This window comes from Nesterenkonia sp. NBAIMH1 (assembly GCF_007922635.1).
In the GTDB taxonomy this organism is placed as follows: domain Bacteria; phylum Actinomycetota; class Actinomycetes; order Actinomycetales; family Micrococcaceae; genus Nesterenkonia; species Nesterenkonia pannonica.
The window spans coordinates 1,996,651-2,017,674 of the sequence record NZ_CP042335.1 but is presented as its reverse complement, the minus strand read 5'-3'; the positions used below and the strand labels follow the sequence as shown (position 1 = coordinate 2,017,674).

Annotated in this window: 28 protein-coding genes; 9 read left to right on the top strand and 19 right to left on the bottom strand. The window is 66.5% G+C overall.

Annotation, left to right across the window (positions count from 1 at the left end; genetic code table 11):
* Positions 1 to 18 precede the first annotated feature (18 nt).
* The 9 genes from FS388_RS09655 to FS388_RS09615 all read right to left on the bottom strand — a co-directional run bounded on the left by FS388_RS09655 (position 19) and on the right by FS388_RS09615 (position 8,939).
* Positions 19 to 1,158, bottom strand: a complete 1,140-nt coding sequence (locus FS388_RS09655) for a GuaB3 family IMP dehydrogenase-related protein (RefSeq protein WP_146341227.1) — start codon at positions 1,156 to 1,158, stop codon at positions 19 to 21.
* Positions 1,158 to 2,678: an IMP dehydrogenase gene (gene guaB / locus FS388_RS09650; RefSeq protein WP_146341226.1), complete on the bottom strand. Its 1,521-nt coding sequence runs from the start codon at positions 2,676 to 2,678 to the stop codon at positions 1,158 to 1,160. The genes FS388_RS09655 and guaB overlap by 1 nt, the downstream gene beginning before the upstream one ends.
* Before the next feature lie 149 nt (positions 2,679 to 2,827).
* Entirely contained in the window at positions 2,828 to 4,423 is a 1,596-nt protein-coding gene (gene groL / locus FS388_RS09645; RefSeq protein WP_146341225.1) for a chaperonin GroEL, read from the bottom strand.
* A gap of 40 nt (positions 4,424 to 4,463) precedes the next feature.
* The gene (groES, locus tag FS388_RS09640) at positions 4,464 to 4,760 is read right to left on the bottom strand and encodes a co-chaperone GroES (protein ID WP_146341224.1); all 297 of its coding nucleotides are present in this window, start codon (positions 4,758 to 4,760) and stop codon (positions 4,464 to 4,466) included.
* A 188-nt stretch (positions 4,761 to 4,948) separates the two neighbouring features.
* Entirely contained in the window at positions 4,949 to 5,530 is a 582-nt protein-coding gene (locus tag FS388_RS09635) for a low molecular weight phosphatase family protein (protein ID WP_146341223.1), read from the bottom strand.
* A gap of 8 nt (positions 5,531 to 5,538) precedes the next feature.
* Positions 5,539 to 7,089 carry a DEAD/DEAH box helicase gene (locus tag FS388_RS09630; protein ID WP_246836174.1) on the bottom strand — a complete coding sequence of 517 codons (1,551 nt, stop codon included), beginning with the start codon at positions 7,087 to 7,089 and terminating at the stop codon, positions 5,539 to 5,541.
* An 8-nt stretch (positions 7,090 to 7,097) separates the two neighbouring features.
* Positions 7,098 to 7,331: a DUF3107 domain-containing protein gene (locus FS388_RS09625; protein ID WP_146341221.1), complete on the bottom strand. Its 234-nt coding sequence runs from the start codon at positions 7,329 to 7,331 to the stop codon at positions 7,098 to 7,100.
* A gap of 94 nt (positions 7,332 to 7,425) precedes the next feature.
* Positions 7,426 to 8,091: a TetR/AcrR family transcriptional regulator gene (locus FS388_RS09620; RefSeq protein ID WP_146341220.1), complete on the bottom strand. Its 666-nt coding sequence runs from the start codon at positions 8,089 to 8,091 to the stop codon at positions 7,426 to 7,428.
* Positions 8,088 to 8,939 (bottom strand): PHP domain-containing protein, encoded by an 852-nt coding sequence (locus FS388_RS09615; RefSeq protein ID WP_146341219.1) that lies wholly within the window; start codon positions 8,937 to 8,939, stop codon positions 8,088 to 8,090. The genes FS388_RS09620 and FS388_RS09615 overlap by 4 nt, the downstream gene beginning before the upstream one ends.
* Before the next feature lie 24 nt (positions 8,940 to 8,963).
* Between FS388_RS09615 and FS388_RS09610 the strand changes: the two genes are divergently transcribed.
* The gene (locus FS388_RS09610) at positions 8,964 to 10,448 is read left to right on the top strand and encodes an aminopeptidase P family protein (protein WP_146341968.1); all 1,485 of its coding nucleotides are present in this window, start codon (positions 8,964 to 8,966) and stop codon (positions 10,446 to 10,448) included.
* On the opposite strand, the gene FS388_RS09605 is transcribed toward FS388_RS09610, so the two are convergent.
* Positions 10,439 to 11,239: a general stress protein gene (locus FS388_RS09605; protein ID WP_146341218.1), complete on the bottom strand. Its 801-nt coding sequence runs from the start codon at positions 11,237 to 11,239 to the stop codon at positions 10,439 to 10,441. The genes FS388_RS09610 and FS388_RS09605 overlap by 10 nt on opposite strands.
* Before the next feature lie 59 nt (positions 11,240 to 11,298).
* Between FS388_RS09605 and FS388_RS09600 the strand changes: the two genes are divergently transcribed.
* Entirely contained in the window at positions 11,299 to 12,429 is a 1,131-nt protein-coding gene (locus FS388_RS09600) for an Mrp/NBP35 family ATP-binding protein (RefSeq protein ID WP_146341217.1), read from the top strand.
* A gap of 4 nt (positions 12,430 to 12,433) precedes the next feature.
* On the opposite strand, the gene FS388_RS09595 is transcribed toward FS388_RS09600, so the two are convergent.
* Complete coding sequence (locus tag FS388_RS09595) at positions 12,434 to 12,916, bottom strand: twin-arginine translocase TatA/TatE family subunit (RefSeq protein ID WP_146341216.1); 483 nt, start codon at positions 12,914 to 12,916, stop codon at positions 12,434 to 12,436.
* 50 nt (positions 12,917 to 12,966) lie between these two features.
* On the bottom strand, positions 12,967 to 13,434 hold the full coding sequence (locus FS388_RS09590; protein WP_146341215.1) for a hypothetical protein: 468 nt from the start codon (positions 13,432 to 13,434) through the stop codon (positions 12,967 to 12,969).
* Positions 13,435 to 13,923: 489 nt separating this feature from the next.
* On the opposite strand from FS388_RS09590, the gene FS388_RS13075 reads away from it, so the two are divergent.
* Together FS388_RS13075 and FS388_RS09585 are read left to right on the top strand one after the other, a co-directional pair.
* Complete coding sequence (locus FS388_RS13075) at positions 13,924 to 14,070, top strand: hypothetical protein (RefSeq protein ID WP_168198676.1); 147 nt, start codon at positions 13,924 to 13,926, stop codon at positions 14,068 to 14,070.
* Positions 14,071 to 14,072: 2 nt separating this feature from the next.
* Complete coding sequence (locus FS388_RS09585) at positions 14,073 to 14,624, top strand: O-methyltransferase (RefSeq protein ID WP_168198675.1); 552 nt, start codon at positions 14,073 to 14,075, stop codon at positions 14,622 to 14,624.
* Here FS388_RS09585 and FS388_RS09580 read toward each other — a convergent pair.
* From FS388_RS09580 to FS388_RS09570, 3 genes are read right to left on the bottom strand one after another with little or no spacing between them, the layout of a single operon-like run.
* Positions 14,590 to 14,760, bottom strand: a complete 171-nt coding sequence (locus FS388_RS09580) for a DUF3117 domain-containing protein (protein WP_146341213.1) — start codon at positions 14,758 to 14,760, stop codon at positions 14,590 to 14,592. The two genes, FS388_RS09585 and FS388_RS09580, sit on opposite strands and share 35 nt — an antisense overlap.
* Positions 14,761 to 14,812: 52 nt before the next feature.
* Positions 14,813 to 15,115, bottom strand: a complete 303-nt coding sequence (locus FS388_RS09575) for a DivIVA domain-containing protein (RefSeq protein WP_146341212.1) — start codon at positions 15,113 to 15,115, stop codon at positions 14,813 to 14,815.
* Positions 15,116 to 15,124: 9 nt separating this feature from the next.
* Positions 15,125 to 16,093 carry an undecaprenyl-diphosphate phosphatase gene (locus FS388_RS09570; RefSeq protein WP_146341211.1) on the bottom strand — a complete coding sequence of 323 codons (969 nt, stop codon included), beginning with the start codon at positions 16,091 to 16,093 and terminating at the stop codon, positions 15,125 to 15,127.
* Between the two features lie 66 nt (positions 16,094 to 16,159).
* On the opposite strand from FS388_RS09570, the gene FS388_RS09565 reads away from it, so the two are divergent.
* The gene (locus FS388_RS09565; protein ID WP_146341210.1) at positions 16,160 to 16,591 is read left to right on the top strand and encodes a DUF4870 domain-containing protein; all 432 of its coding nucleotides are present in this window, start codon (positions 16,160 to 16,162) and stop codon (positions 16,589 to 16,591) included.
* On the opposite strand, the gene FS388_RS09560 is transcribed toward FS388_RS09565, so the two are convergent.
* From FS388_RS09560 to FS388_RS09550, 3 genes are read right to left on the bottom strand one after another with little or no spacing between them, the layout of a single operon-like run.
* Positions 16,581 to 16,907 (bottom strand): RNHCP domain-containing protein, encoded by a 327-nt coding sequence (locus FS388_RS09560; RefSeq protein WP_146341209.1) that lies wholly within the window; start codon positions 16,905 to 16,907, stop codon positions 16,581 to 16,583. The genes FS388_RS09565 and FS388_RS09560 overlap by 11 nt on opposite strands.
* Before the next feature lie 10 nt (positions 16,908 to 16,917).
* Complete coding sequence (locus FS388_RS09555; RefSeq protein ID WP_146341208.1) at positions 16,918 to 17,895, bottom strand: RNA methyltransferase; 978 nt, start codon at positions 17,893 to 17,895, stop codon at positions 16,918 to 16,920.
* Between the two features lie 3 nt (positions 17,896 to 17,898).
* The gene (locus tag FS388_RS09550) at positions 17,899 to 18,288 is read right to left on the bottom strand and encodes a DUF1844 domain-containing protein (RefSeq protein WP_146341207.1); all 390 of its coding nucleotides are present in this window, start codon (positions 18,286 to 18,288) and stop codon (positions 17,899 to 17,901) included.
* Here FS388_RS09550 and infC point away from each other — a divergent pair.
* The 3 genes from infC to rplT all read left to right on the top strand — a co-directional run bounded on the left by infC (position 18,287) and on the right by rplT (position 19,944).
* The gene (infC, locus tag FS388_RS09545; RefSeq protein WP_146341206.1) at positions 18,287 to 19,090 is read left to right on the top strand and encodes a translation initiation factor IF-3; all 804 of its coding nucleotides are present in this window, start codon (positions 18,287 to 18,289) and stop codon (positions 19,088 to 19,090) included. The two genes, FS388_RS09550 and infC, sit on opposite strands and share 2 nt — an antisense overlap.
* Positions 19,091 to 19,311: 221 nt before the next feature.
* On the top strand, positions 19,312 to 19,506 hold the full coding sequence (rpmI, locus tag FS388_RS09540; protein ID WP_146341205.1) for a 50S ribosomal protein L35: 195 nt from the start codon (positions 19,312 to 19,314) through the stop codon (positions 19,504 to 19,506).
* 51 nt (positions 19,507 to 19,557) lie between these two features.
* On the top strand, positions 19,558 to 19,944 hold the full coding sequence (rplT, locus tag FS388_RS09535) for a 50S ribosomal protein L20 (protein WP_146341204.1): 387 nt from the start codon (positions 19,558 to 19,560) through the stop codon (positions 19,942 to 19,944).
* Between the two features lie 92 nt (positions 19,945 to 20,036).
* On the opposite strand, the gene FS388_RS09530 is transcribed toward rplT, so the two are convergent.
* Complete coding sequence (locus tag FS388_RS09530) at positions 20,037 to 20,420, bottom strand: hypothetical protein (protein WP_146341203.1); 384 nt, start codon at positions 20,418 to 20,420, stop codon at positions 20,037 to 20,039.
* A gap of 353 nt (positions 20,421 to 20,773) precedes the next feature.
* Between FS388_RS09530 and FS388_RS09525 the strand changes: the two genes are divergently transcribed.
* Positions 20,774 to 21,022, top strand: a complete 249-nt coding sequence (locus FS388_RS09525; protein ID WP_146341967.1) for a WhiB family transcriptional regulator — start codon at positions 20,774 to 20,776, stop codon at positions 21,020 to 21,022.
* The last annotated feature ends 2 nt before the right edge of the window (positions 21,023 to 21,024 follow it).

Sequence of the window (21,024 nt, the reverse complement as noted above, 5' to 3'; positions counted from 1 at the left end):
GTGCTGTCCTCGAAGGACTCAGTGGCCCTGTGCCGAGGGGCTCACCGTCGCTTCGACCCGCTGGAATGACTTCAGATCCACGTAGCCGGTCGCCGCCATCGCATGGCGCAGACCGCCCATGAGGTTGGATGTGCCGTCCGTGTGGTGACCAGGCCCCCACAGCAGCTCCTCCAGGGGCGCGACGGTGCCCACCCGAGTCCTGTGCCCGCGCGGGAAGTCCGGGTGCACGGCCTCCAGGCCCCAGTGCCAGCCCCGCCCGGGAGCCTCCTCGGCACGGGCCAGCGTCGTGCCCAGCATCACCGCGTCAGCCCCCACTCCGAGTGCCTTGACGATGTCGCCCGAGGTGCCGAGACCTCCGTCGGCGATGACGTGCACATAGCGTCCGCCCGACTCGTCCAGGTAGTCCCGCCGGGCCGCTGCGATGTCACTGATCGCAGTCGCCATCGGCACCCGGATGCCCAGCGCGCGACGGGTCGTAGACGCCGAACTGCCTCCGAAGCCCACTAGGACGCCTGCAGCACCGGTGCGCATCAGGTGCAGAGCCGGGGTGTACCCCGCAGCTCCGCCGACGATCACCGGCACATCGAGCTCATAGATGAATTCCTTCAGGTTCAGCGGGTCCGCCTGGGAGGAGACATGCTCAGCCGACACGGTGGTGCCCCGGATGACGAACATGTCGACCCCGGCGTCGACCACCGTCTGGTAGAACTCCTGGGTCCGCTGAGGGGTGAGCGACCCGCTGACCACCACCCCCGCCTCGCGGATCTCGGCAAGGCGAGCGGTGATCAGCTCCGGCTTGATGGGCTCTGAGTAGAGCTCCTGGAGGCGGCGTGTGTTCTGCGGGGAGATCTCCTTGGCCTCAAGACCTGCGATCTCATCGAGAATCGGCTGAGGGTTCTCGTAGCGGGTCCACAGCCCCTCGAGGTTCAGCACCCCCAAACCGCCCAGTCGTCCCAGCGCGATGGCGGTGGCAGGTGACATCACCGAGTCCATAGGTGCCGCGATGACGGGCGAATCGAAGGTGAAGGCGTCGATCTGCCACGACAGGTCCACGTCCTGGGACGCCCGAGTCCGGCGTGTGGGGACTACGTTGACATCGTCCAAAGCCCACGCACGGCGCGCGGTCTTGGCCAATCCGATAGGAAGTTCGGTGCTCATCACTTGGTCCTGTAGTTAGGTGCTTCGACGGTCATCATCACATCGTGCGGGTGCGACTCCTTCAGGCCCGCAGAGGTGATCCGGACGAACTCTCCCTTGCGCTTCAGATCATCGACGGTGCGCGCGCCCACGTAGAACATCGTCTGGCGCAGCCCGCCGGTGAGCTGATGCAGCACCGCAGAGAGCGGCCCGCGGTAGGGAACCTGACCCTCGATGCCCTCCGGGATGAGCTTTTCATCGCTGGGCACATCAGCCTGGAAGTAGCGGTCCTTCGAGAAGCTGGTGTTCTTCCCGCGGGTCTGCATTGCTCCCAAAGAGCCCATGCCCCGGTAGGCCTTGAACTGCTTGCCGTTGTAGAAGACCAGGTCGCCCGGCGACTCGGCCGCACCCGCCAGCAGAGACCCCAGCATGACGGAGTTGGCGCCGGCCACCAGTGCCTTGCCGATGTCTCCGGGGTGCTGCAGACCGCCGTCGGCGATCAGAGGCACCCCTGCCGGAGCCGCTGCCTTGGAGGACTCGTAGATCGCGGTGATCTGCGGAACGCCCACGCCGGCCACCACACGCGTGGTGCAGATGGAGCCTGGCCCCACGCCGACCTTGATCGCGTCGGCGCCCGCGTCGACCAGAGCCTGCGCCCCGGCGCGCGTCGCCGCCTGCCCGCCGATGACGTCGACATGTGCGGCGGCCGGCTCACTCTTGAGCGCGGCGATCATGTCGAGCACACCGCGAGTGTGCCCGTTGGCGGTGTCCACCACCAGCACATCGGCGCCCGCCTCGACCAGGCTCATGGCGCGCTCCCAGCCGTCGCCGAAGAATCCGACGGCCGCTCCCACGCGGAGGCGGCCCTCGTCGTCCTTCGTGGACTGCGGATACTTGTCGGCCTTGTCGAAGTCCTTGATGGTGATCAGCCCGGTCAGGCGACCGTCATCATCGACCAGAGGCAGCTTCTCGATGCGGTTCTTGCTGAAGAGACGGATGACCTCTTCGCGCTCCACACCTTCGCGTGCGGTGATGAGCGGGGCGAGCGTCATCTTTGCCGACACCCGCGTGGTGGCGTACTCCTCGTCCGGCAGGAATCGGATGTCGCGGTTGGTGATGATGCCCTGCAGCGTGCCGTGCTCGTCGACCACGGGCAGCCCGGAGATGCGGTAATGCCTGCAGAGATCGTCCAGCTCAGCGATCGTCGCGTCCGGGGAGATGGTGACCGGGTCGCTGATCATTCCCGATTCGGACCGCTTGACCTGGTCGACCTGCTTGGCCTGCTCCTCGATGGAGAGGTTGCGGTGGATGATGCCGATCCCCCCGAGACGGGCCAGGGCGATCGCCATGGGGGCTTCGGTGACAGTGTCCATCGCCGCTGAGGCCACAGGCGAGTTCAGGGTGACTCGCTTGGAGAACTGAGTGGCGGTATCCGCATCGGAGGGAATGACGTCGGTCTCGCCGGGCAGCAGAAGCACATCGTCGTAGGTCAGGCCGGTCAGGGCGAAGGGGTCGCGCACCTCGGCGGGGGTATCTGTCAAAGTCTCTCCCAAAACGAATCTGGCGTGGCTGCGGGAATCAGGGACAAGTCTACTGGCCGCAGCAGCTCACCAGGACCCGGCCCGGCACAGACGCATAGGGGCCGGCCCGGGAAAACCCGGACCGGCCCCTATGCAGAGGGATCAGAGGATCAGTGGTCCTCGTCCTCCTCGGGCTTCTCCACCACAAGCGTCTCGGTGGTGAGCACCAGAGCTGCGATGGATGCTGCGTTCTGAAGAGCGGAGCGCGTGACCTTGACCGGGTCGATGACGCCGGCTGCGATCAGGTCGCCGTACTCTCCGGTCTTCGCGTTGAAGCCGTGGTTGGCCTCAAGCTCCGACACCTTGGACGCGATGACGAAGCCGTCCTGTCCGGCGTTCTGCGCGATCCAGCGCAGCGGCTGCACCAGTGCGCGGCGCACAATGCCGACTGCTGCTGCTGCGTCACCCTTGAGGTCGGTCACTGCCGGGTCCTCATCAAGGACGGTCAGCGCGTTGATGAGGGAGGTGCCGCCTCCGGCGACAATGCCCTCCTCAAGTGCGGCACGCGTCGAGGAGACAGCGTCCTCGATGCGGTGCTTGCGCTCCTTGAGCTCAACTTCGGTGGCTGCGCCGACCTTGATCACGCCGATGCCTCCGGCCAGCTTGGCCAGACGCTCCTGCAGCTTCTCGCGGTCCCACTCAGAGTCCGTCGCCTCGACCTGGCCCTTGATGAGCTGCACGCGGCCGTCGACGTCCTCCTTGCTTCCGGCGCCGTCGACGATCGTCGTCTCATCCTTGGTCACTGTGACCCGGCGTGCGGTGCCGAGGTCGTCCAGGCTGACCTGCTCCAGCTTCAGGCCCAGGTCCTCGGTGATGACCGTGGCGCCGGTCAGCACAGCGATGTCCTCGAGCATGGCCTTGCGGCGGTCGCCGAAGCCGGGAGCCTTGACGGCCACAGCGGAGAGCGTGCCGCGCAGCTTGTTCACCACGAGTGTGGAGAGAGCTTCGCCCTCAACGTCCTCGGCGATGATGAACAGCGGCTTCTTGGTCTGAAGGACCTTCTCCAGCGCGGGCAGGAACTCCTGCATGTTGGAGATCTTGCCCTGGTGGATCAGGATGTATGGGTCCTCAAGCACTGCCTCCTGACGCTCAGCGTCGGTGACGAAGTGCGGGGAGAGGAAGCCCTTGTCGAACTGCATCCCCTCAGTGATGTCCAGCTCGGTGGTGGTGGTGGAGCCCTCTTCGATGGTGATGACACCGTCGGTGCCCACGGCTTCGAAGGCGCGAGCGATGAGCTCGCCCACCTCGTCGTTCTGCGCAGAGATTGCGGCGACGTTGGCGGTCTGCTGACCCTCAACCTCGCGAGCGTTCTCACGCAGGCGGCGAGTCACGGCGTCCACGGACACCTCGATGCCGCGCTTGATCTCGCCCGGAGCGGCCCCGGCGGCCACGTTGCGCAGGCCTTCCTTGACCAGAGCCTGAGCGAGGACGGTGGCGGTGGTGGTTCCGTCGCCGGCCACGTCGTTGGTCTTGGTTGCGACCTCTTTTGCCAGCTGAGCGCCGAGGTTCTCGTAGGAGTCCTTGACCTCGATCTCGCGGGCGATGGTCACGCCGTCATTGGTGATGGTGGGCGCGCCCCAGGACTTGTCCAGGACCACGTTGCGGCCCTTGGGGCCCAGCGTGACCTTGACGGTGTCGGCGAGCTTGTCGATGCCGGCCTCGAGGGCCTTGCGAGCATCGTCGCCGAAAAGCAGCTGCTTTGGCATGGATGTGTACTCCTCTGGAAGAGTCGAGCGGGTAGTGGGTTTACTTCTCGACCTTGGCCAGCACGTCGCGGGCGTTGAGCACGAGAAGCTCCTCGCCGCCTGCCTTGACCTCGGTGCCGCCGAACTTCGAGTAGATGACGACGTCGCCCTCGGCGACATCGACTGGGAGGCGTCCGCCCTTGTCGTCGAACTTGCCGGGGCCCACTGCCACGACCTCGCCCTCCTGGGGCTTCTCCTTGGCGGTGTCCGGAATCACCAGGCCGGACGCGGTGGTCTGCTCGGCCTCCAGTGGGCGGACAACAATACGATCCTCGAGGGGCTTGATAGAGACTGACATTTCAGCTCTCTCCTTTGCACATGGTGTGAATGCTTGGACTGCTGCACGCCTCGGGAGTGACCGACCGTCGTCGCGGGTGCCGGCGGCTCATCCTTCGGCTTAGCACTCACTGACGATGAGTGCTAAGCCAAACTATATGACTCAGTTAGCACTCGATCAAGCACAGTGCTAACTCCGAGGGCTGCTGTTCACGCGCACGGCGGGGCGGGCATGCCCAGCTTCTCCGCCAGCCGCCCAAGCGGCTCGCAGATTTCGTCGAAGGCCTGGTCGTACACATCCTCGGGCAGCATGTACGGGTCCACGACGTCGGACTCCTCCCCCAGAGGGCCTGTCCGATCGCGCCGGGCGTCGGCGAGGGCGACCAGCGCCTTCAGCCGGTCTGCGGCGCCTGCACTTGGAAGCTCATCATCCTGAATGTGCGCCGTGATGCGGCCGAAATGCCTGACCGTGAAGGTCCGGGGAGCGGCTTCCGGAGCATCAGCCAGCATGTCTCGCACGTGCTCGCGCGTCGCTCCGAGGATCAGATCGGCACCCCTCAGCATCTGAGGGGTCGTCTGCTCAGCGACGAAGCCGTCCGTCGCTGCTCCCGCCCACTCCAGCCGCTGCCGGGTGCCGGGCTGCATGTCCCAGCCGCTGTGGGCGAACGTTCCCGCCGAGCGGACGATCACGCTGTCCTCTTCGGCAAACATGTGCGCAAGGAGTCGCTCCATGGCGGGTGAGCGACAGATGTTGCCCGTGCACACCGCCAGGATGCTGAACAGCTCGCCCACCGAGCCGCTCAGCTCTCAGCTGGCTTGCCGGCGCCTGCGGAGCCGCCTGTGCGGCGCCGACGCCGACGCTTCCGCTGAGCGCCGTCCTTGGCGCCCTCGCCGGACGCCTTCTCGGGGGACGGGGCCTTCTGCTCGGCCGCGCCGTCACCGCTGCGACGACGGCTGCGACTGCGGCCTCCCTCGGAGCGGCCTCCGCCCGAACGGCCTCCGCGGCCGCCTCCGGACCTGCCGGCGCTGCGCTCACTGTCCGGGCCGCCGAGATCCTCGACAGCTTCGGCCTCCAGGCCGGCCTTGGACCGCTTGTGGCGAGGCAGACGACCCTTGGTCCCCTGAGGGATGTCGAGATCCTCGAAGAGGTGCGGGCTCGAGGAGTAGGTCTCCACAGGCTCGGGGATGTCCAGGCCGACCGCCTTATTGATGAGGCTCCATCGCGGCATGTCCTCCCAGTCCACGAACGTCACCGCGGTGCCCTTCTTGCCGGCGCGGCCGGTGCGGCCGATCCGGTGAAGGTACATCGACTCGTCCTCTGGGCAGGTCAGGTTGATGACGTGGGTGATGTCTGTGACGTCGATGCCGCGAGCCGCCACATCGGTGGCCACCAGCACATCCACCTTGTCGTTGCGGAACGCGCGCAGAGCCTGCTCACGGGCGCCCTGCCCGAGGTCGCCGTGGATCGCTCCGGCTGCGAAGCCTCGTGAGATCAGCTCGAGAGAGAGCTTGTCAGCCTGCCTCTTGGTGCGGGTGAAGATGATGGACCGGCCACGGCCCTCCGCCTGGAGGATGCGGGCGATCATTTCGTCCTTGTCGAGCGAATGCGCGCGGTAGACAACCTGGCGGATGTCCTTCTTCGTCACGCCTTCGTCCTCAGGGTCCGCTGCGTGGATGTGCGTCGGCTTCGACATGAAGCGGCGAGCCATGGAGACCACCGGGCCGGGCATCGTCGCGGAGAACAGCATGGTCTGCCGCACCTCCGGCACAAACGAGAGCAGCTTCTCCACATCCGGAAGGAACCCGAGATCCAGCATCTCATCGGCCTCGTCGAGAATCACGATGCGGACGTTCTTCAGGTTCAGATGCTTCTGGCGCTGCAGGTCGATGAGACGACCCGGAGTGCCGACGACGATCTCGACCCCCCGCTGAAGCTCCTCGATCTGGGGCTCGTACGCACGGCCTCCGTAGATCGTCGCGGTGCGCGCACCGAGCTTCGCTCCCGCTGTGGTGATGTCGCCTGCCACCTGGACGGCGAGCTCACGGGTGGGGGCGATGATCAGCGCCTGGGGCGCGCCCGGCACGGGGAGCTGGTCATAGCCCTCCTCGTGCGGGGCCGTGACCCGCTGGAGTGCGGGAATGCCGAACCCCAGCGTCTTGCCCGTGCCCGTCTTGGCCTGCCCGATGATGTCATTTCCGGCCAACGCGATCGGCAGCGTCTCAGCCTGGATCGGGAATGGCGCGATGATGCCCTTTTCAGAGAGGGCATCGACTATTTCTGAGCGGACGGCGAAGTCCGAGAAGGTGATGGTCTTCTCCGCTGCCGCGGAATCCTGCTGTGTGTCTGTCATGCGTTCTTTCATTCGGCGAGCGCGGCGAAGCCCACGCTCTGTTTGGTGTCGGAGCCGATCTCTACATAGCCGATGGAGGCTGTCGGAACGACGATCCGCTTGTCGCGGCGGTCAGTGAGGGTGACCAGGGGCTTGTTGGACTCGATGGCCTCGGCGATCGTCTTCTCGACATCCTCCGCGGCGGCCTCGGTCTCGACGACGATCTCGCGGGCCACGTTCTGGACTCCGATGCGTACTTCCATGCCACTTCCTTCAACGGGCGCGCCGGGCGTGCAGGCACGCGAAACCTGTGCTTATCCTGCGTCGATACTAACGCTCGCGCGCAAATCGCAGGGCTCACGGGCGGGGCGGGTCGCCTGCGGACCTCCTGCTCGCACCAGGAGCCTCCTTGGGGAAGCCGCTGATTCCCTTCCACGCCAGCCGGCCCGCAAGCTCTGCGGAGACCTCCATGGGCGGACGTTCGGAGAGCCGGTTCCAGTGGCGGGCAGCCTGGGTCGCCATTCCGATGAGACCGTGGCCGATCATGGTGGCCTCCGCGATCGGCTGCCCGGTGTCCTCGACGATGAGCTCAGCGATCGCCGTCGCCATTCTGGAGTGGAATTGGGAGAGCCGCGCCGCCACCGCCTCGTCGTGGTCCATTCCGGCGGTGAAGACCAGCCGGTACGCCTCGTCCTCACGCGCGATGAACGTGAAGAAGGCCGTCACCGTGTCCTCCACCCGCTCCCGGTTGGGCTTCTCGCCGGCCAGCGCTGCGGTGAGCTCGCCGGTGAGCTCCTGCAGATGGGTGTCGAGCAGATCGAGGAAGAGCTCGTGCTTGCCCGGAAAGTGCTGGTAGAGCACGGGCTTGGACACGGCGGCCGCTTCGGCGATGTCATCCATGGAGGCGGCGTGGAAGCCTTTGGCCACGAACAGCTGCTGCGCGCATTCGAGCAGCTGCAGCCGACGCTGCGCTCGCGGGAGCCGTCGCTTGGGGTGAGGGGCCGAGGCCGCATCGCTGCTCATAGGGAGACCTCTCCGACCGGCGGGGTGCCGGATCCTGCCTCGAGGATGCGGCGCACCATCTCCGGGTCTGTGGTGTTCTCTCCGAGGCGGTTGGGCTTTCCTGCACCATGGTAGTCGGAGGCTCCGGTCACGATCAGCCGGTGCCGCTCAGCGAGCTCCTTCAGGAGCCTCCTGCCCTGCGGCGTGTTGTCGCGGTGATGGATCTCGACTCCCAGCATGCCGGCCTCCACCATCTGCTCCAGCTGGGCTGTGCTCAGAGTCTCGCCTCGGGTCGAGGCCATGGCGTGGGCGATGACCGGCACTCCCCCGGCGTCGCGGATCTGCGCGACGGCCTCCGACGGACTCGGGCTCTGCTGGGCGACGTAGTACTTGGTGCCCTTGTGCAGCAGTCGGGCGAACGCCTCGCTGCGGTCAGCGACGACGCCCACGCTGACGAGGGCGTCTGCGATGTGAGGTCGGCCGACCGTCGCGTCGGGCCCCACCTGGGCGAGAACGTCAGTCCAGGAGAGGTCGAAGTCTCGGCCGAGGTTCTCCGCGATCCTCTGCGCCCTGGCCACCCTTCCCCTGCGGACTGCGCTGCTCATGGCGGCGAAGCCGGGGTGCTCCGGATCATGGAGGTAGCTGAGGATGTGGACGCTCACAGGTCCTGCCTGAGCGGTGATCTCAGCCCCAGGGATCAGCAGCAGACCATGGCGGACGGCCCCCGCAGACGCCTCCTCCCACCCGGCGGCGGTGTCGTGATCAGTCAGGGCGACGCCCTTCAGACCGGCTCGGGCCGCAGCCGCGACCACCTGCGCTGGGGGTTCGGTGCCGTCCGACGCGTCGGAGTGCACGTGGAGGTCGTACATTCCTCTTACCCTACTGTGGTGAGCATGAACGACGACGACGTGAAGCAGACCTCCTCCCGATCCCAGCGTCCCGCCTCCCAGGCCTTCAAGGACTTCATGGGCTCCAGGTGGGCTCCCGCCTCCGGCGAGGTGCCGGCCCGGGACGAAGCCGCCGGGTTCGCCGCAGAGCGCCGCGGCCGCGTCTCAGCGCACTTCGCCGGCGAACGACTGATCATCCCCGCGGGACCGCTGAAGACCCGGTCCAATGACACCGACTACCGGTTCCGCCCCCACTCCGCCTTCGCGCACCTCACCGGCCTCGGCACGGACCATGAGCCCGGGGCCGTGCTGGTCCTCGAACCCCGCGAGGACGGAGGCCACGACGCTGCCCTCTACTTCAAGCCCATGGCCGGCCGGGACAGCGAGGAGTTCTACGCGAGCGCCAGGCACGGCGAGTTCTGGATCGGTCCCCGGCCCACCCTCGAAGACATGGAGGCGCGCCTGGGCATCTCGGCCCGCGATCTCGATGAGTTCCCTGCCGCCGCAGGCAAGGACGCCGGCGTCACGGGCATCCGCGTCGTGCGAGAGGCAGATCCGCAGGCGGACGCAGTGGTCGAAGCAGCCCGTTCCGAGCACGGCGTCGACGCCGAGCAGGCCCGTACCCACGATGCCGCGCTGGGCCAGCTGCTCTCCGAGCTCCGGCTGGTCAAGGACTCGCACGAGGTCTCCGAGCTGCGCCGGTCGGTCGCCGCGACGGTGAGCGGCTTCGAGGACGTGGTCCGCGCCCTGCCCGCAGCATTGGAGCACGATCGCGGCGAGCGGCTCATCGAGGGGACATTCTTCGCCCGGGCGCGCTTGGAGGGCAACGATCTCGGGTACGACACCATCGCCGCGTCAGGCAGCAACGCCACCATCCTTCATTGGATCCGCAATACAGGACGCGTAAGCCCGGGCGAGCTGCTCCTGCTCGATGCCGGAGTCGAAGTCGACTCACTGTATACAGCTGACATCACCCGGACCATCCCCGTCTCGGGAACCTTCAGCGCCCAGCAGCGGAAGGTCTACGACGCTGTCCTCAGCGCCGCCGACGCCGCATTCGCCGTCGTGCGGCCCGGGGTGAGGTTCAGGGAGATCCACGCCGCAGCCGTGCGGGTCCTCGCCGAGCATCTCGACGCGTGGGGCCTCCTGCCGGTCAGCCTCGAGGAGGCGCTCTCCGCGGAGGGGCAGCACCATCGGCGGTGGATGCCTCACGGCACGAGCCACCACTTGGGACTGGACGTCCATGACTGCGCCGCCGCCAAGCGGGAGCTCTACCTCGACGCCGAGCTGGAGCCGGGAATGGTCTTCACGATCGAACCGGGCCTCTACTTCAAGGACGAGGACCTTGCCGTTCCGGAGGAGTACCGCGGAATCGGCATTCGCATCGAAGACGACGTCCTCGTCACCGAAGACGGGTACGAGAACCTCTCAGCGGCCCTGCCCCGCACAACGGATGATGTGGAGGCCTGGATCCGCCGCGTTCAAGGCTGATCGCGGGGAGGCGCCGCGGAGTCTGACCGGTCATCTGCGGCGCTGTCGGGCTGCGCCTCCGGCACCGTCGCCTGAGCTGACGCGTCGGACTCCGCATCGTCGCGACGCACCCCGTAGCGCGGCCGGCCGTCACTGGTCTGCCACTGGGCCGCACGCTGCCTGGCCTGCTCCTCGGAGGAGGACTGGGGGGACGTGTGCCCACCAGAGTCGGCGCTCTTCCCCGTTCCCGAAGAGGGCTCGGGAGCGCGTAAGCGCTCACCGCCGAGGTTCCCGGAGCGTCCCGTGGGGTCGTTCTGCGCGTTGAGGCTCATCACACCTGCCTCCTTCACCAGCTGACGGGCCCGGCCTGCGACTGCGAAGTCACAGACGACGTCATACGTGGTGGCCGTCAGCTGGGAGACCGATGCGAAATCGCGGCGCCCCTTGCGCACCGCGTAGCCGATGGTGCCGGCGATCATCCACACGGCGGCGCCGAGAAGAACGATCGAGGCAAGTTCGATCAGCGGTGTCTCCGGCGTGAAGAGGTAGAAGATCATGGCGATGAATCCGCCGAATATGGCTCCCTGAGCGGCTCCGCCCAGAGCCACCCGCGGGTAGGAGAGCCGGGTGCGAATGTGCTCGACGCTGCGCAGGTCATTGCCGACGATGCTCAGCGCCTTGATGTCGAAGCCCTCCGCTGCGGCAAGGTGGTCGACCACCTTCTGGGCGTCGTCGTACGTTCGGTATCGGCCCAGCAGCTCACCGGTGGGCAGACCGCCGGCAGCGCCGGCCTGGGTAGGCTGAACACTCATACCGTGCATTGTTTCAGGTTCTGCTGACCAGCCCCGCTCCGACTGAGACAATGGTCGTCATGCCTGAAACTGATCCCACGGTGATTGACCGAATCCGGCGCCGCCTGGACGAGGTCATGGACCCGGAGCTTCGCCTGCCGATCACCCAGATCGGCATGGTCGGCGATGTCACCGTCGACGACGCCGGCGCAGCGGAGATCCAGGTCAAGCTCACCATCGAAGCGTGCCCGATGCGCAGCCGCATCGTCGAAGATGTGGCAGCAGCCGCCGTCCGCGCCGAGGGCGTCACCACCGCGGAGGTGGATCTCCACGTGATGAGCCCCGAGGAGCGGGCCGCTCTGAAGGAGCAGCTGCGCGCGGGAGGCGGCAGGACCAACCCCTTCTCGGACCCGGACTCCCTGACCAAGGTCTACGCCGTCGCGTCCGGCAAAGGCGGCGTCGGCAAATCCTCAGTGACCGTCAACCTCGCCTGCGCCATGGCCGAGCAGGGGCTGAAGGTGGGCGTGGTCGACGCTGATGTGCACGGCTTCTCAGTGCCCGGGCTCATGGGCATCACGGACAGGCCCACCCGATTGGACGAGATGATCCTCCCACCTGTGGCCTACGGGGTGAAGACCATCTCGATCGGCATGTTCGTCGAGGGCAACCAGGCGGTGGCATGGCGGGGACCCATGCTCCACCGTGCCGTGGAGCAGTTCCTCACGGACGTGTACTTCGGCGACCTCGATGCGCTGCTGCTCGACCTGCCTCCGGGCACGGGCGACATCGCGATCTCCGTGGCTCAGCTGCTCCCCAACTCCGAGCTGCTGGTGGTGACGACCCCCCAGACAGCCGCCGCCGACGTGGCCGAGCGGGCAGGCGCTCTCAGCTCCCAGACGGAGCAGAGGGTCGCTGGCGTCATCGAGAACATGGGGCCGATGACCATGCCGGACGGGTCTGTGCTGGAGCTCTTCGGCTCCGGCGGCGGACAGATTGTGGCGGACCGCCTCGGAGATCGGCTCGGAACAGCCGTTCCCCTGCTGGGGTCCGTCCCCCTGGACACCACACTGCGTCAGGCAGGCGATGACGGTGCACCCGTGTCTGTGTCGCATCCCGACTCACCAGCCGGCTCAGCTCTGCGCGAGATCGCTGGGAAGCTGACCGCGCAGGGCCGGGGGCTTCGGGGACGCTCCCTTCCTCTGAACGTGTGAGGCGTCAGGTGGCGTCGATGTCGAAAGGCGCAGGCAGCTGCCCCGCAGGGTCAGAACCGGAGTCGCCCGAGGGGCTCAGGGAGGCCGCCCCAGCATGCGCGCCCGTTCCCGAGGCTGCGGCGCCTGCCACTCCGGCCGCCATCGCGCCGCCGGCCTTCTTCGGACCGCTGCTGAACAGTGCCCTGGGGTCAGCGGCCCGGCGCAGCTCCTCGCCGGTTCCGCGAAGCTCGTCGGCCTCCTCCGCAAGCGCCTCCCGGATGATGCGCCGGGGGTCGTACTGCCGGGGGTCGTACTTGTCCCAGTCGACCTCGTCGAAGTCGGTCCCCGTCTCCTCACGGAAGCGCACCTTCGCGTCCTCCGCCATGCGGCGCCCCTGGCGAACCCATTGGCCCAGCTTCTGGGCGTACTGAGGCAGCCGCTCGGGCCCCAGCAGAATCACCGCCAGGAGCAGGAGCACCAGAAATTCGTAGGCATTGATCCCGGGCACGGAACCACCCTATCGGGACACGGGGCCGGCGCTGCGCGCCGGGTCAGGGCTCAGTCGGAGAACCACGACCCCATTTCGTCGAAGCCTCGCTCGAGCCGGTCGGCAGCGCCAGGCTCGTGAGGCATCACCTGCAGCCGTGAGCGGTCAGTGGCCAGGACCCATGAGGTGATCTCGGCCGCATGAGCTTTGGGAAGATCGGAGCTGATGACGTACTGGACACCAGCCCGCTCCGCGCCGGAGGTCCAGTAGTCCTCTCCCAGCAGGAGACTGCCGGTCTGGCCGCTGCTGAGGGGGAGCTCACCGTCGCCCTCGGCTTCCGCTCCCTCGGAGTTCGCCATGGCCTCCTCCAGGGGCTTGAGCTCCAGTCCCCCCTGCTCAGCCCTCGTCTCGGAGACGTTGATCCAATGGTCGCTGTTCGCCATATGGATGCGTATGGTGCGCACACCCTCCACGACGCCTGTCTCAGCGTGGTCCGCCTGCATATCAGTCCGCTCCAAGTAGGGGACCGTCCATCCCATCAGCTTGAGGTGGGCCAGGCTCTCGACGGGAATCTCGTAGATCTCAGCCTCTTCGCGCGCCCCGGCAGAAGAGCAGCGGTCTCTCCTTCATGAGGTCCCGGAAGCATCTCCCCGGACGTCTCATTCGCCTCGTCTCCGCCCTGCAGAGACGCAGCCGTCTCCCGGAGCCGGCTGGGCGGCGGGGCAGGAGCGCCTGCACATCCTGCGGAGGGCCCGCAGAGCGCCCTCCCAGAAGCCACGCCGTGAACACCGCAGCGCCGATCAGCGCAGCCAAGCACCCGGCGACGAAGATGAGCACCGACCCGACGGAGAGACGACGATGACCCCGAACGCGTTGGACCTCTGGGGTCGGGGTAGAGTCACGGTTCAGGGTGTGCGGTGCGGCATATGGCTCGCCGACGTCACGTGGCATCGGAATGATTATGCGGACGCCGCCTGAAAAGAACCTGAAATTCGCCGGAGAAGAACGATGCCTGAAGGGGTGGGATCATGACCGCCGGGGCCCCCACCAGCAAGCACACCAGCTGGGCCTACGCAGAGGAGCACCTGCCGGAGTCCGACCCAGCCGTCCGAGCGAGAGCCCTGGCCCGCGAGCTCGGCGTGAGCGCCGTCACCCCGGCACCGCGGCCGCCCTGAGCATGCTGGCCGCCGCCGGCCGGGCGAAGAGCATCGTCGACGTGGGAAGCGGCGTGGGCCTGGCGTCCCTCGCGCTCCTGCGGGGCGCGAGCTCCTCTGACGCAGGCCGAGGCGTCGTCCTGACTGGAATTGAGGCGGATCCGGACTGCTTGGCCGCCTCGCGAAGCCTGTGCGCCCAGACGAATCTGCGAAGCGCCAGAACCCGTTTCATCTCAGGCCGCGCCGAGGACGTTCTGCCGCGTCTCGCCTCAGGGTCGTACGACGTGGTTCACTTCCACACCCCGGCAGAGACGCTCGAACGCTGCATGGAGGAAGCAGTCCGCATGCTTCGATCCGGCGGAATGCTCCTCATCAGCGATGCGCTCGACAGCGACCGCCTGCCCAAGCCCGCCGTCAGGGCGCACTCCGCTCAGACCCTGCGCACGGTGGAGCGCAGAGTCCAAGATGACGACCGGATGCTCTCTGCCCTGCTGCCCACCGGCACCGGGCTTCTCGCGGCCGTCAAGGTCGGGGCAGTCGCTACTGGCCCACAGCCTCGATCAGGCACTGCTTGAGGGACTCCGCTTCGTCGTTGTTGATCTCCAGCACCAGACGACCTCCGCCGTCGATGGGAACGCGCATAATCAGGCTGCGGCCTTCCTGAGTGACCTCCATCGGACCGTCGCCAGTACGCGGTTTCATAGCAGCCATCGAGTTGGTTCCCTCTCAAAGTCGTCCATTTCTGACGACCCTATTATCCACCTCACACGCCGGACGTGTCACGCTCCTGCGCACGGGCCTCCGCGAGCTGATCCCGCAGGACATCGAGAAGCCGGTCGACCTGATCCATCCGGTAGCCGCGGAATCCCGTCTGAAGCTGAACTGCGTCGAGATCCTGCGCCGTCAGCTCCCGGTCCTCCGACGCTGCGTGAGCAAGGACCTCCTCCAGCCCGTCAGGACTTCCGGGTGCCTCCTCCGCTGAGGGCTGTGCGCCGCCCCAGCGCCCTGCGAGCACCGTGACGATCAGCCCGATGACGGCCAGCGCTGCGAAGTAGAGCCACATCATGACGCCAGACTACTGCCCCTGGACGCCCGGGAGCCTCTGCTCAGCCCCCTCATGGGAGTCGATGTGGTCGCGCAGCTCCATCTGCTCCTCCTCGACGGGCACCTCGTCGACGACAGGGGGATCGGAGAGGTCCGGCTGGAAGATCAGGATGAAGACCCCGAAGAGGACTACGTAGACGGCGAACACACGGAAGCGAGCGCGGTAGAGCAGTTTGAGCACGCCCCAGAGGGCGGCGGCCCCCACTGCTGCGGAGACGAAGAAGGCCGCCCAGTAGGCCTCGGCCCCGATGCTGAAGCCGTCCCGGTGCCCCACCAGGCTCAGTGACTGAACGCCTGTGGCGGCGAGAATGGTGGGGATGGCGATGAAGAAGCTGTACTGCGCTGCGATCCGTCGGTGCATGCCCAGCGCAAGAGCAGCGGCGATCGTGATGCCGGAGCGCGAGATGCCGGGGAAGAGAGCCACGGCCTGAGCCAGGCCGATCACCACAGCCACCCAGATCGTCATCTGACCTGCGCCGCGCCATGTTCCCCGCACGCTGTCTGTCCACCAGAGAATCCCCCCGGTGATGAACAGAAAGACGGCGACCACCCACGGCACGGCGAAGATCCCGGTGCCGAACTCTCTGATGATGAGGCCCAGGCTGCCCGTGATGCCGACGCTGACCACGCCCAGCAGCATCAGACGTATGTGGATGAGGTGGCGCAGCGTGCGCCGCCTGGTCAGAAGCCGCAGCTCACGTGCGGTGCCCACGAGCAGCCGCTTCAGAGGCGACCACATCACCACTGCGACGGAGACCATGGTTCCCAGGTGAACGACCAGGTTGAAGAAGATCATCTCCGGGCTGTCCGGGCTGGGCAGCGGTGACCCCTGCTCCACCAACCAGTGCTCAGCGATCACCAGATGGGACGACGAGCTCACGGGAATGAACATGAAGAGCCCCTGAATCGCGCCCAGGAGCACGGCTTCCCAAAATGTCACCGCGGCACTGTATCGCGTCCTCGCACGCGGCGTCTGCATTCCTCAGCAGTCTGTACCCTGTGAGGCATGACTGTTCAGCCCGAGCCTCCCCTCCGTCCCGGCGAGGAGCAGGGGTGGGGCGTGGCGATCCACCTGGGCCGCTTCCTCCTCGGAGGATTCGGCTTCTCGCTGATCGTGCCGCTGGTGATCTGGCTGGTGCTGCGCCGTCGCAGCGCACTGATCAACGACCACGGCCGCAGTGCTCTGAACTGGGAGCTGACGCTGATCCTCGTCGGGGTTCTCGGAATAGGCGCCGCGGTCGGCCTCTTTGCGACGGCGGCGATCACCGGCGCAGCAGGCGGAGACGGACCTATGGTGGGCTTCATGGCGGGCTACGGCCTCTTCTGGCTCGGCGCCCTGGCCCTCTTCGTCCTGAACCTTGTGCTGTCCATCATCGGCGCGGTGCGCGCATATCAGCGCCGACGGTTCCGCTACTGGGCCATTCCGTTCATCCGCTAGGGCGTTGGAGCTCCACGACGGCGTCGAAGTCGTCATCCGGCGCGACCCTGTTCCTGTCCTCTGCCGCGCACACCGTGCATCGGTGGATGAGGACATACCCCTTCTTGCCCGAATAGTCCACGGCGACCGGCCGCATCGGGCCCAAGCAGTGCGCAGCACGGTCACCCGGGAAGACGTCCACGTGCCTGGACCACAGGCACCGCGGGCAATGGTTGCGGTACGAGCCGCGCGGATGAGCTGGGATCAGCTCACCGCAGCGCACACATGCGAAGCCCGTGTTCTCCTCACCGCGCGAACCCGGAGCGTAGAGGCCCACTGCGGCTCTTTCAGCGCTGAGCCATGGCTGAGGTGTACAGGCAGACCGCTGCTGCGGCGGCGACGTTCAGCGACTCAGCCTGGCCGTACATCGGAATGGACACCACGGAGTCTGCGGCGCCTCGCTCCGCTTCGCCGAGGCCGTGGGCCTCGTTCCCGAACAGCCACATCGTCGGCGCCGATGCGCGCGGCTCATGGCGAGCCTCAGCAGAGCGCTCCTTGCCGCCGGACTCGTCGGCGTCAGCACCGGCGGCTCGAGTCATCTGCTCCAGGGAGATCTCGCCGCGGCCATCGGCTGCCAGAACCTGCAGCCCCGAGCGTCGAGCCTCCTCAGCCGCCCGAGCGGCATCAGCGCCGGTGATCAGCGGGAGGTGGAAATGAGAGCCTGCGGCGCTTCGAACCACCTTCGGCGACCAAGGGTCCACACTTCCGGCCGAGAGGACCACGGCATCGGCCCCCGCCGCGTCGGCGGCGCGGATGATGGTTCCGACGTTGCCCGGATCCTGCACCTGCATCAGACCCGCGACCAGCGCAGAGCCCTCAGGAATGTGCTGTGCCTGAGGTATGCGGCATACGGCGATGATCCCCTGAGACGTCTCTGCGTCGCCCATTGCTTCCAAGACCTCGGGCGCGGCTTCGCGCAGGAAGACCCGGCCCGCGGACGGGAGATTCGCCTGAGGATCGAAGAGGACGCCGCGCACCCTGTCCAGCAGCGTTTCGACGTCGGAATGGCGCTCGAGGGCTTGGGGGTCGAAGTACAGCGCATCGAGCTCAGGCTTGTATGAGCCCGACGACCGGCGCTCCGCCGCGGCATCCGAGCCAGGCTCCTCGTAGCGCTCGAGCCAGGCCCTGAGCGCCTCTCGAACCGGCTGCGGACCCTCTGCGAGGAACAGCCCCTCGCGCCGTCTGGTCTTGGCCGTGGCAAGAGTCGCGACCTTACGGACGCGATCCGACTTAGGACTGCTCAGGACATCTTCGTGGTGAGCCACCGCTCAGTTCACCGCTCCGGTCCACTTCTCGCCTGGTCCCTTGCCGGGAGCGTCAGGAATGGCCGACTCTTCGCGGAACGCCAGCTGCAGAGAGCGCAGCCCGTCGCGCAGCGGCGCCGCATGGGTCGAGCCGACCTCAGGGGCTGCTGCGGTCACGAGCCCTGCAAGGGCTGTGATCAGCTTGCGGGCCTCATCCAGGTCCTTCAGCTCGGCGGCCTGAGGGCCCTCAGCGAGGCCGACCTTGACCGCTGCGGCGCTCATCAGGTGAACCGAGACGGTGTTGATGAGCTCCACAGCAGGAACGTCGGAGATGTCTCGGGCCTGGCCGCCCACTGCGGCTGCGAGGTCTTCCGGCTCCAAGCCGGGGGCGGGGCTGTTTTGAGGCGTGTCCATGCTGGTAAGATTCTCACAGTCTGAGTGGGGTCGGCGAACCAATGCTGACCGTACACCGCACTTTCCCCTTGAACCCGAAGCAGGAGCAGGACAGATCAGCGAACCACGTATCAACACCCGCATCCGTGTGCCCGAAGTTCGGCTCGTCGGACCGAACGGCGAGCAGGTCGGCATTGTCAAGATCGACGACGCCCTGAGACTGGCAGCGGAGGCTGATCTGGACCTGGTGGAAGTTGCGCCACAGGCCAAGCCGCCGGTGTGCAAGCTGATGGACTACGGCAAGTTCAAGTACGAGTCGGCCGTCAAAGCTCGCGAGTCCCGCAAGAACCAGGCCACCACCGCGCTCAAAGAGGTGCGCTTCCGCCTGAAGATCGACGATCACGACTATGAGACCAAGGTCGGCCATGCGCGGCGATTCCTCGAGGCCGGCGACAAGGTCAAGGCCATGATCCAGTTCCGCGGACGTGAGCAGCAGCGCCCGCAGATGGGTGTCCGGCTCTTGGACCGCTTCAGCCAGGATGTCGCGGACCTGGGCCAGGTGGAGTCGAGCCCGCGCCAGGACGGTCGTCACATGGTGATGGTCGTCGGACCTCTGCGCACCAAGGCGCAGCAGGCCAAGCAGCAGGACTCCGACGCTCCCTCGGACAACGAGGACAACAAGGCCCAGGCCAGAGCCAAGAAGGAAGGCCGTGCCCGCAAGACGCAGGAGCGTCAGGAGAAGGTTTCGACGGACCCGAAGGACGCCAAGTCCCTTTCGAACTCCATGGCCGACTACCTGCCGGACGAGCTCAAGAACCTCTGAGCCGCAGCGCCGGCGTCGAGCATGCGAGAACCGGCGTGACCCGTTAGACTGTGTCGTTGGGTCTGGCTGACCGTGCGCACATCTGCTGCGCCGTACGTCATCAGCCCGCATGAAAAGGGATCGTCGCCCATGGGGCGAACCGATCCACCTCTGCACCGCCGCCGGCCTCCGTGCCGCTGCACAGGTGCTGCAGGTCCGTTCGATGTAAGGAGTACGGCACTATGCCGAAGAACAAGACCCATTCGGGGGCCAAGAAGCGTTTCAAGCTCACCGGCTCCGGCAAGATCAAGCGCCAGCAGGCCAACCGCCGCCACTACCTGGAGCACAAGTCATCCCGGCTTACCCGCCGCCTGGCCAAAGACCAGATCGTCACCACCAAAGGTGATGAGCAGCGGATCAGGAAGATGCTCGGCTGATACAGCCCAGCACCGGCAGAGACTTTCGACAGAACTTCAGGAGAACGACGTATGGCACGTGTGAAGCGCGCACTGAATGCGCACAAGAAGCGCCGCAAGGTCCTTGACAGGGCCTCCGGCTACCGCGGACAGCGGTCCCGCCTGTACCGCAAGGCAAAGGAGCAGCTGCTCCACAGCTACACCTACAACTACCAGCACCGCAAAAAGCGCAAGGGTGACTTCCGTCGCCTGTGGATCCAGCGGATCAACGCTGCGGCTCGCGCCAACGGCATGACCTACAACCGCTTCATCCAAGGCCTGAAGGCTGCGGGCGTCGAGGTGGACCGTCGCATGCTGGCAGAGCTTGCAGTGTCCGATGCCAAGGCTTTCGAAGCACTGGTTGAGACCGCGCGCAGCGGACTGCCCGAGGATGTCAACGCCCCTAAGGCTGCAGTCTGACTCCTCGTCGGCGACCATAGCTGAGCAGAAAGGCGCCCTTCTCCACACTGTGGGGAAGGGCGCCTTTCATATGCGCAGACCCAGCCCTCGCCCTATGCATCCTTAGGGTCAGGCTCAGGCGTTTCGTCGAGCCACTGCTGAGTGGGGCGGATAAAGAGAAGAATCAGAGCGGCTGCTGCCGGCAGCAGGCCCAGGGCTGCGAAACCGGCGTTCAGTCCGCCGCCGACCAGCAAGGAGGCCGACAGAATGACGATCATCAGCTCCAGCACCATGGCTGGCGTACGAGCCGCGGCCGAGCCGCGAAATACTTGAAACCCCAGAAGAATCAGAATGGCGCCGGTCAGAAGCATCAGCACAAGAAGCGCGATCACTCCCGCCGTGTCAAGAACAGCGGCCTCACTGACAACGACCTCTGCCACGGCACCGAGAATGATGAACCCGCCCTGGAGAAAAAGAATCAGATAGACGAAAAGCACCGACAGGGGTCGGCGGGGACGTGAGATCTCAGACATTCCCCCATTGAATCACCGGGGAGCCGCCGGGCCGACACCGCAACAGTCCCGACTGTTACCGACTGTGATAATAATCACGCCGAGTGCCGAAAATTGACCCGCTGATAGGTCTTGTTTACCTTCGTATAACATGTCAGCCTGGAATGCGTACCCAGACGGGTAATGGATTTCTTCCCCGGGCGTGGGCCTTCCGACTGACTCCGCGCCCTATCCCACGCACCACTTGAGAGCTGCGGGAAGATGTTTCCATCACCCGCTCTACGCACCCGAGCCCGCGGCACGTCCGTGTGGCAGCCCCCCAAGGAGCAGTGATCGCCGTGGATTGGCGCAGCCGAGCAGCGTGTCTCGACAAGGACCCCGAGCTTTTCTTCCCTGTAGGCAATACTGGCCCGGCCCTTCTGCAGATCGAAGAGGCGAAGAGCGTATGCCGCCGATGCCCGGTCATGGATACGTGCCTCCAGTGGGCCTTGGACACCGGACAGGACTCCGGTGTGTGGGGCGGCATGAGCGAGGATGAGCGCCGTGCGCTGAAGCGCCGCGCCGCCCGCGCTCGTCGCGCCAGCTGATT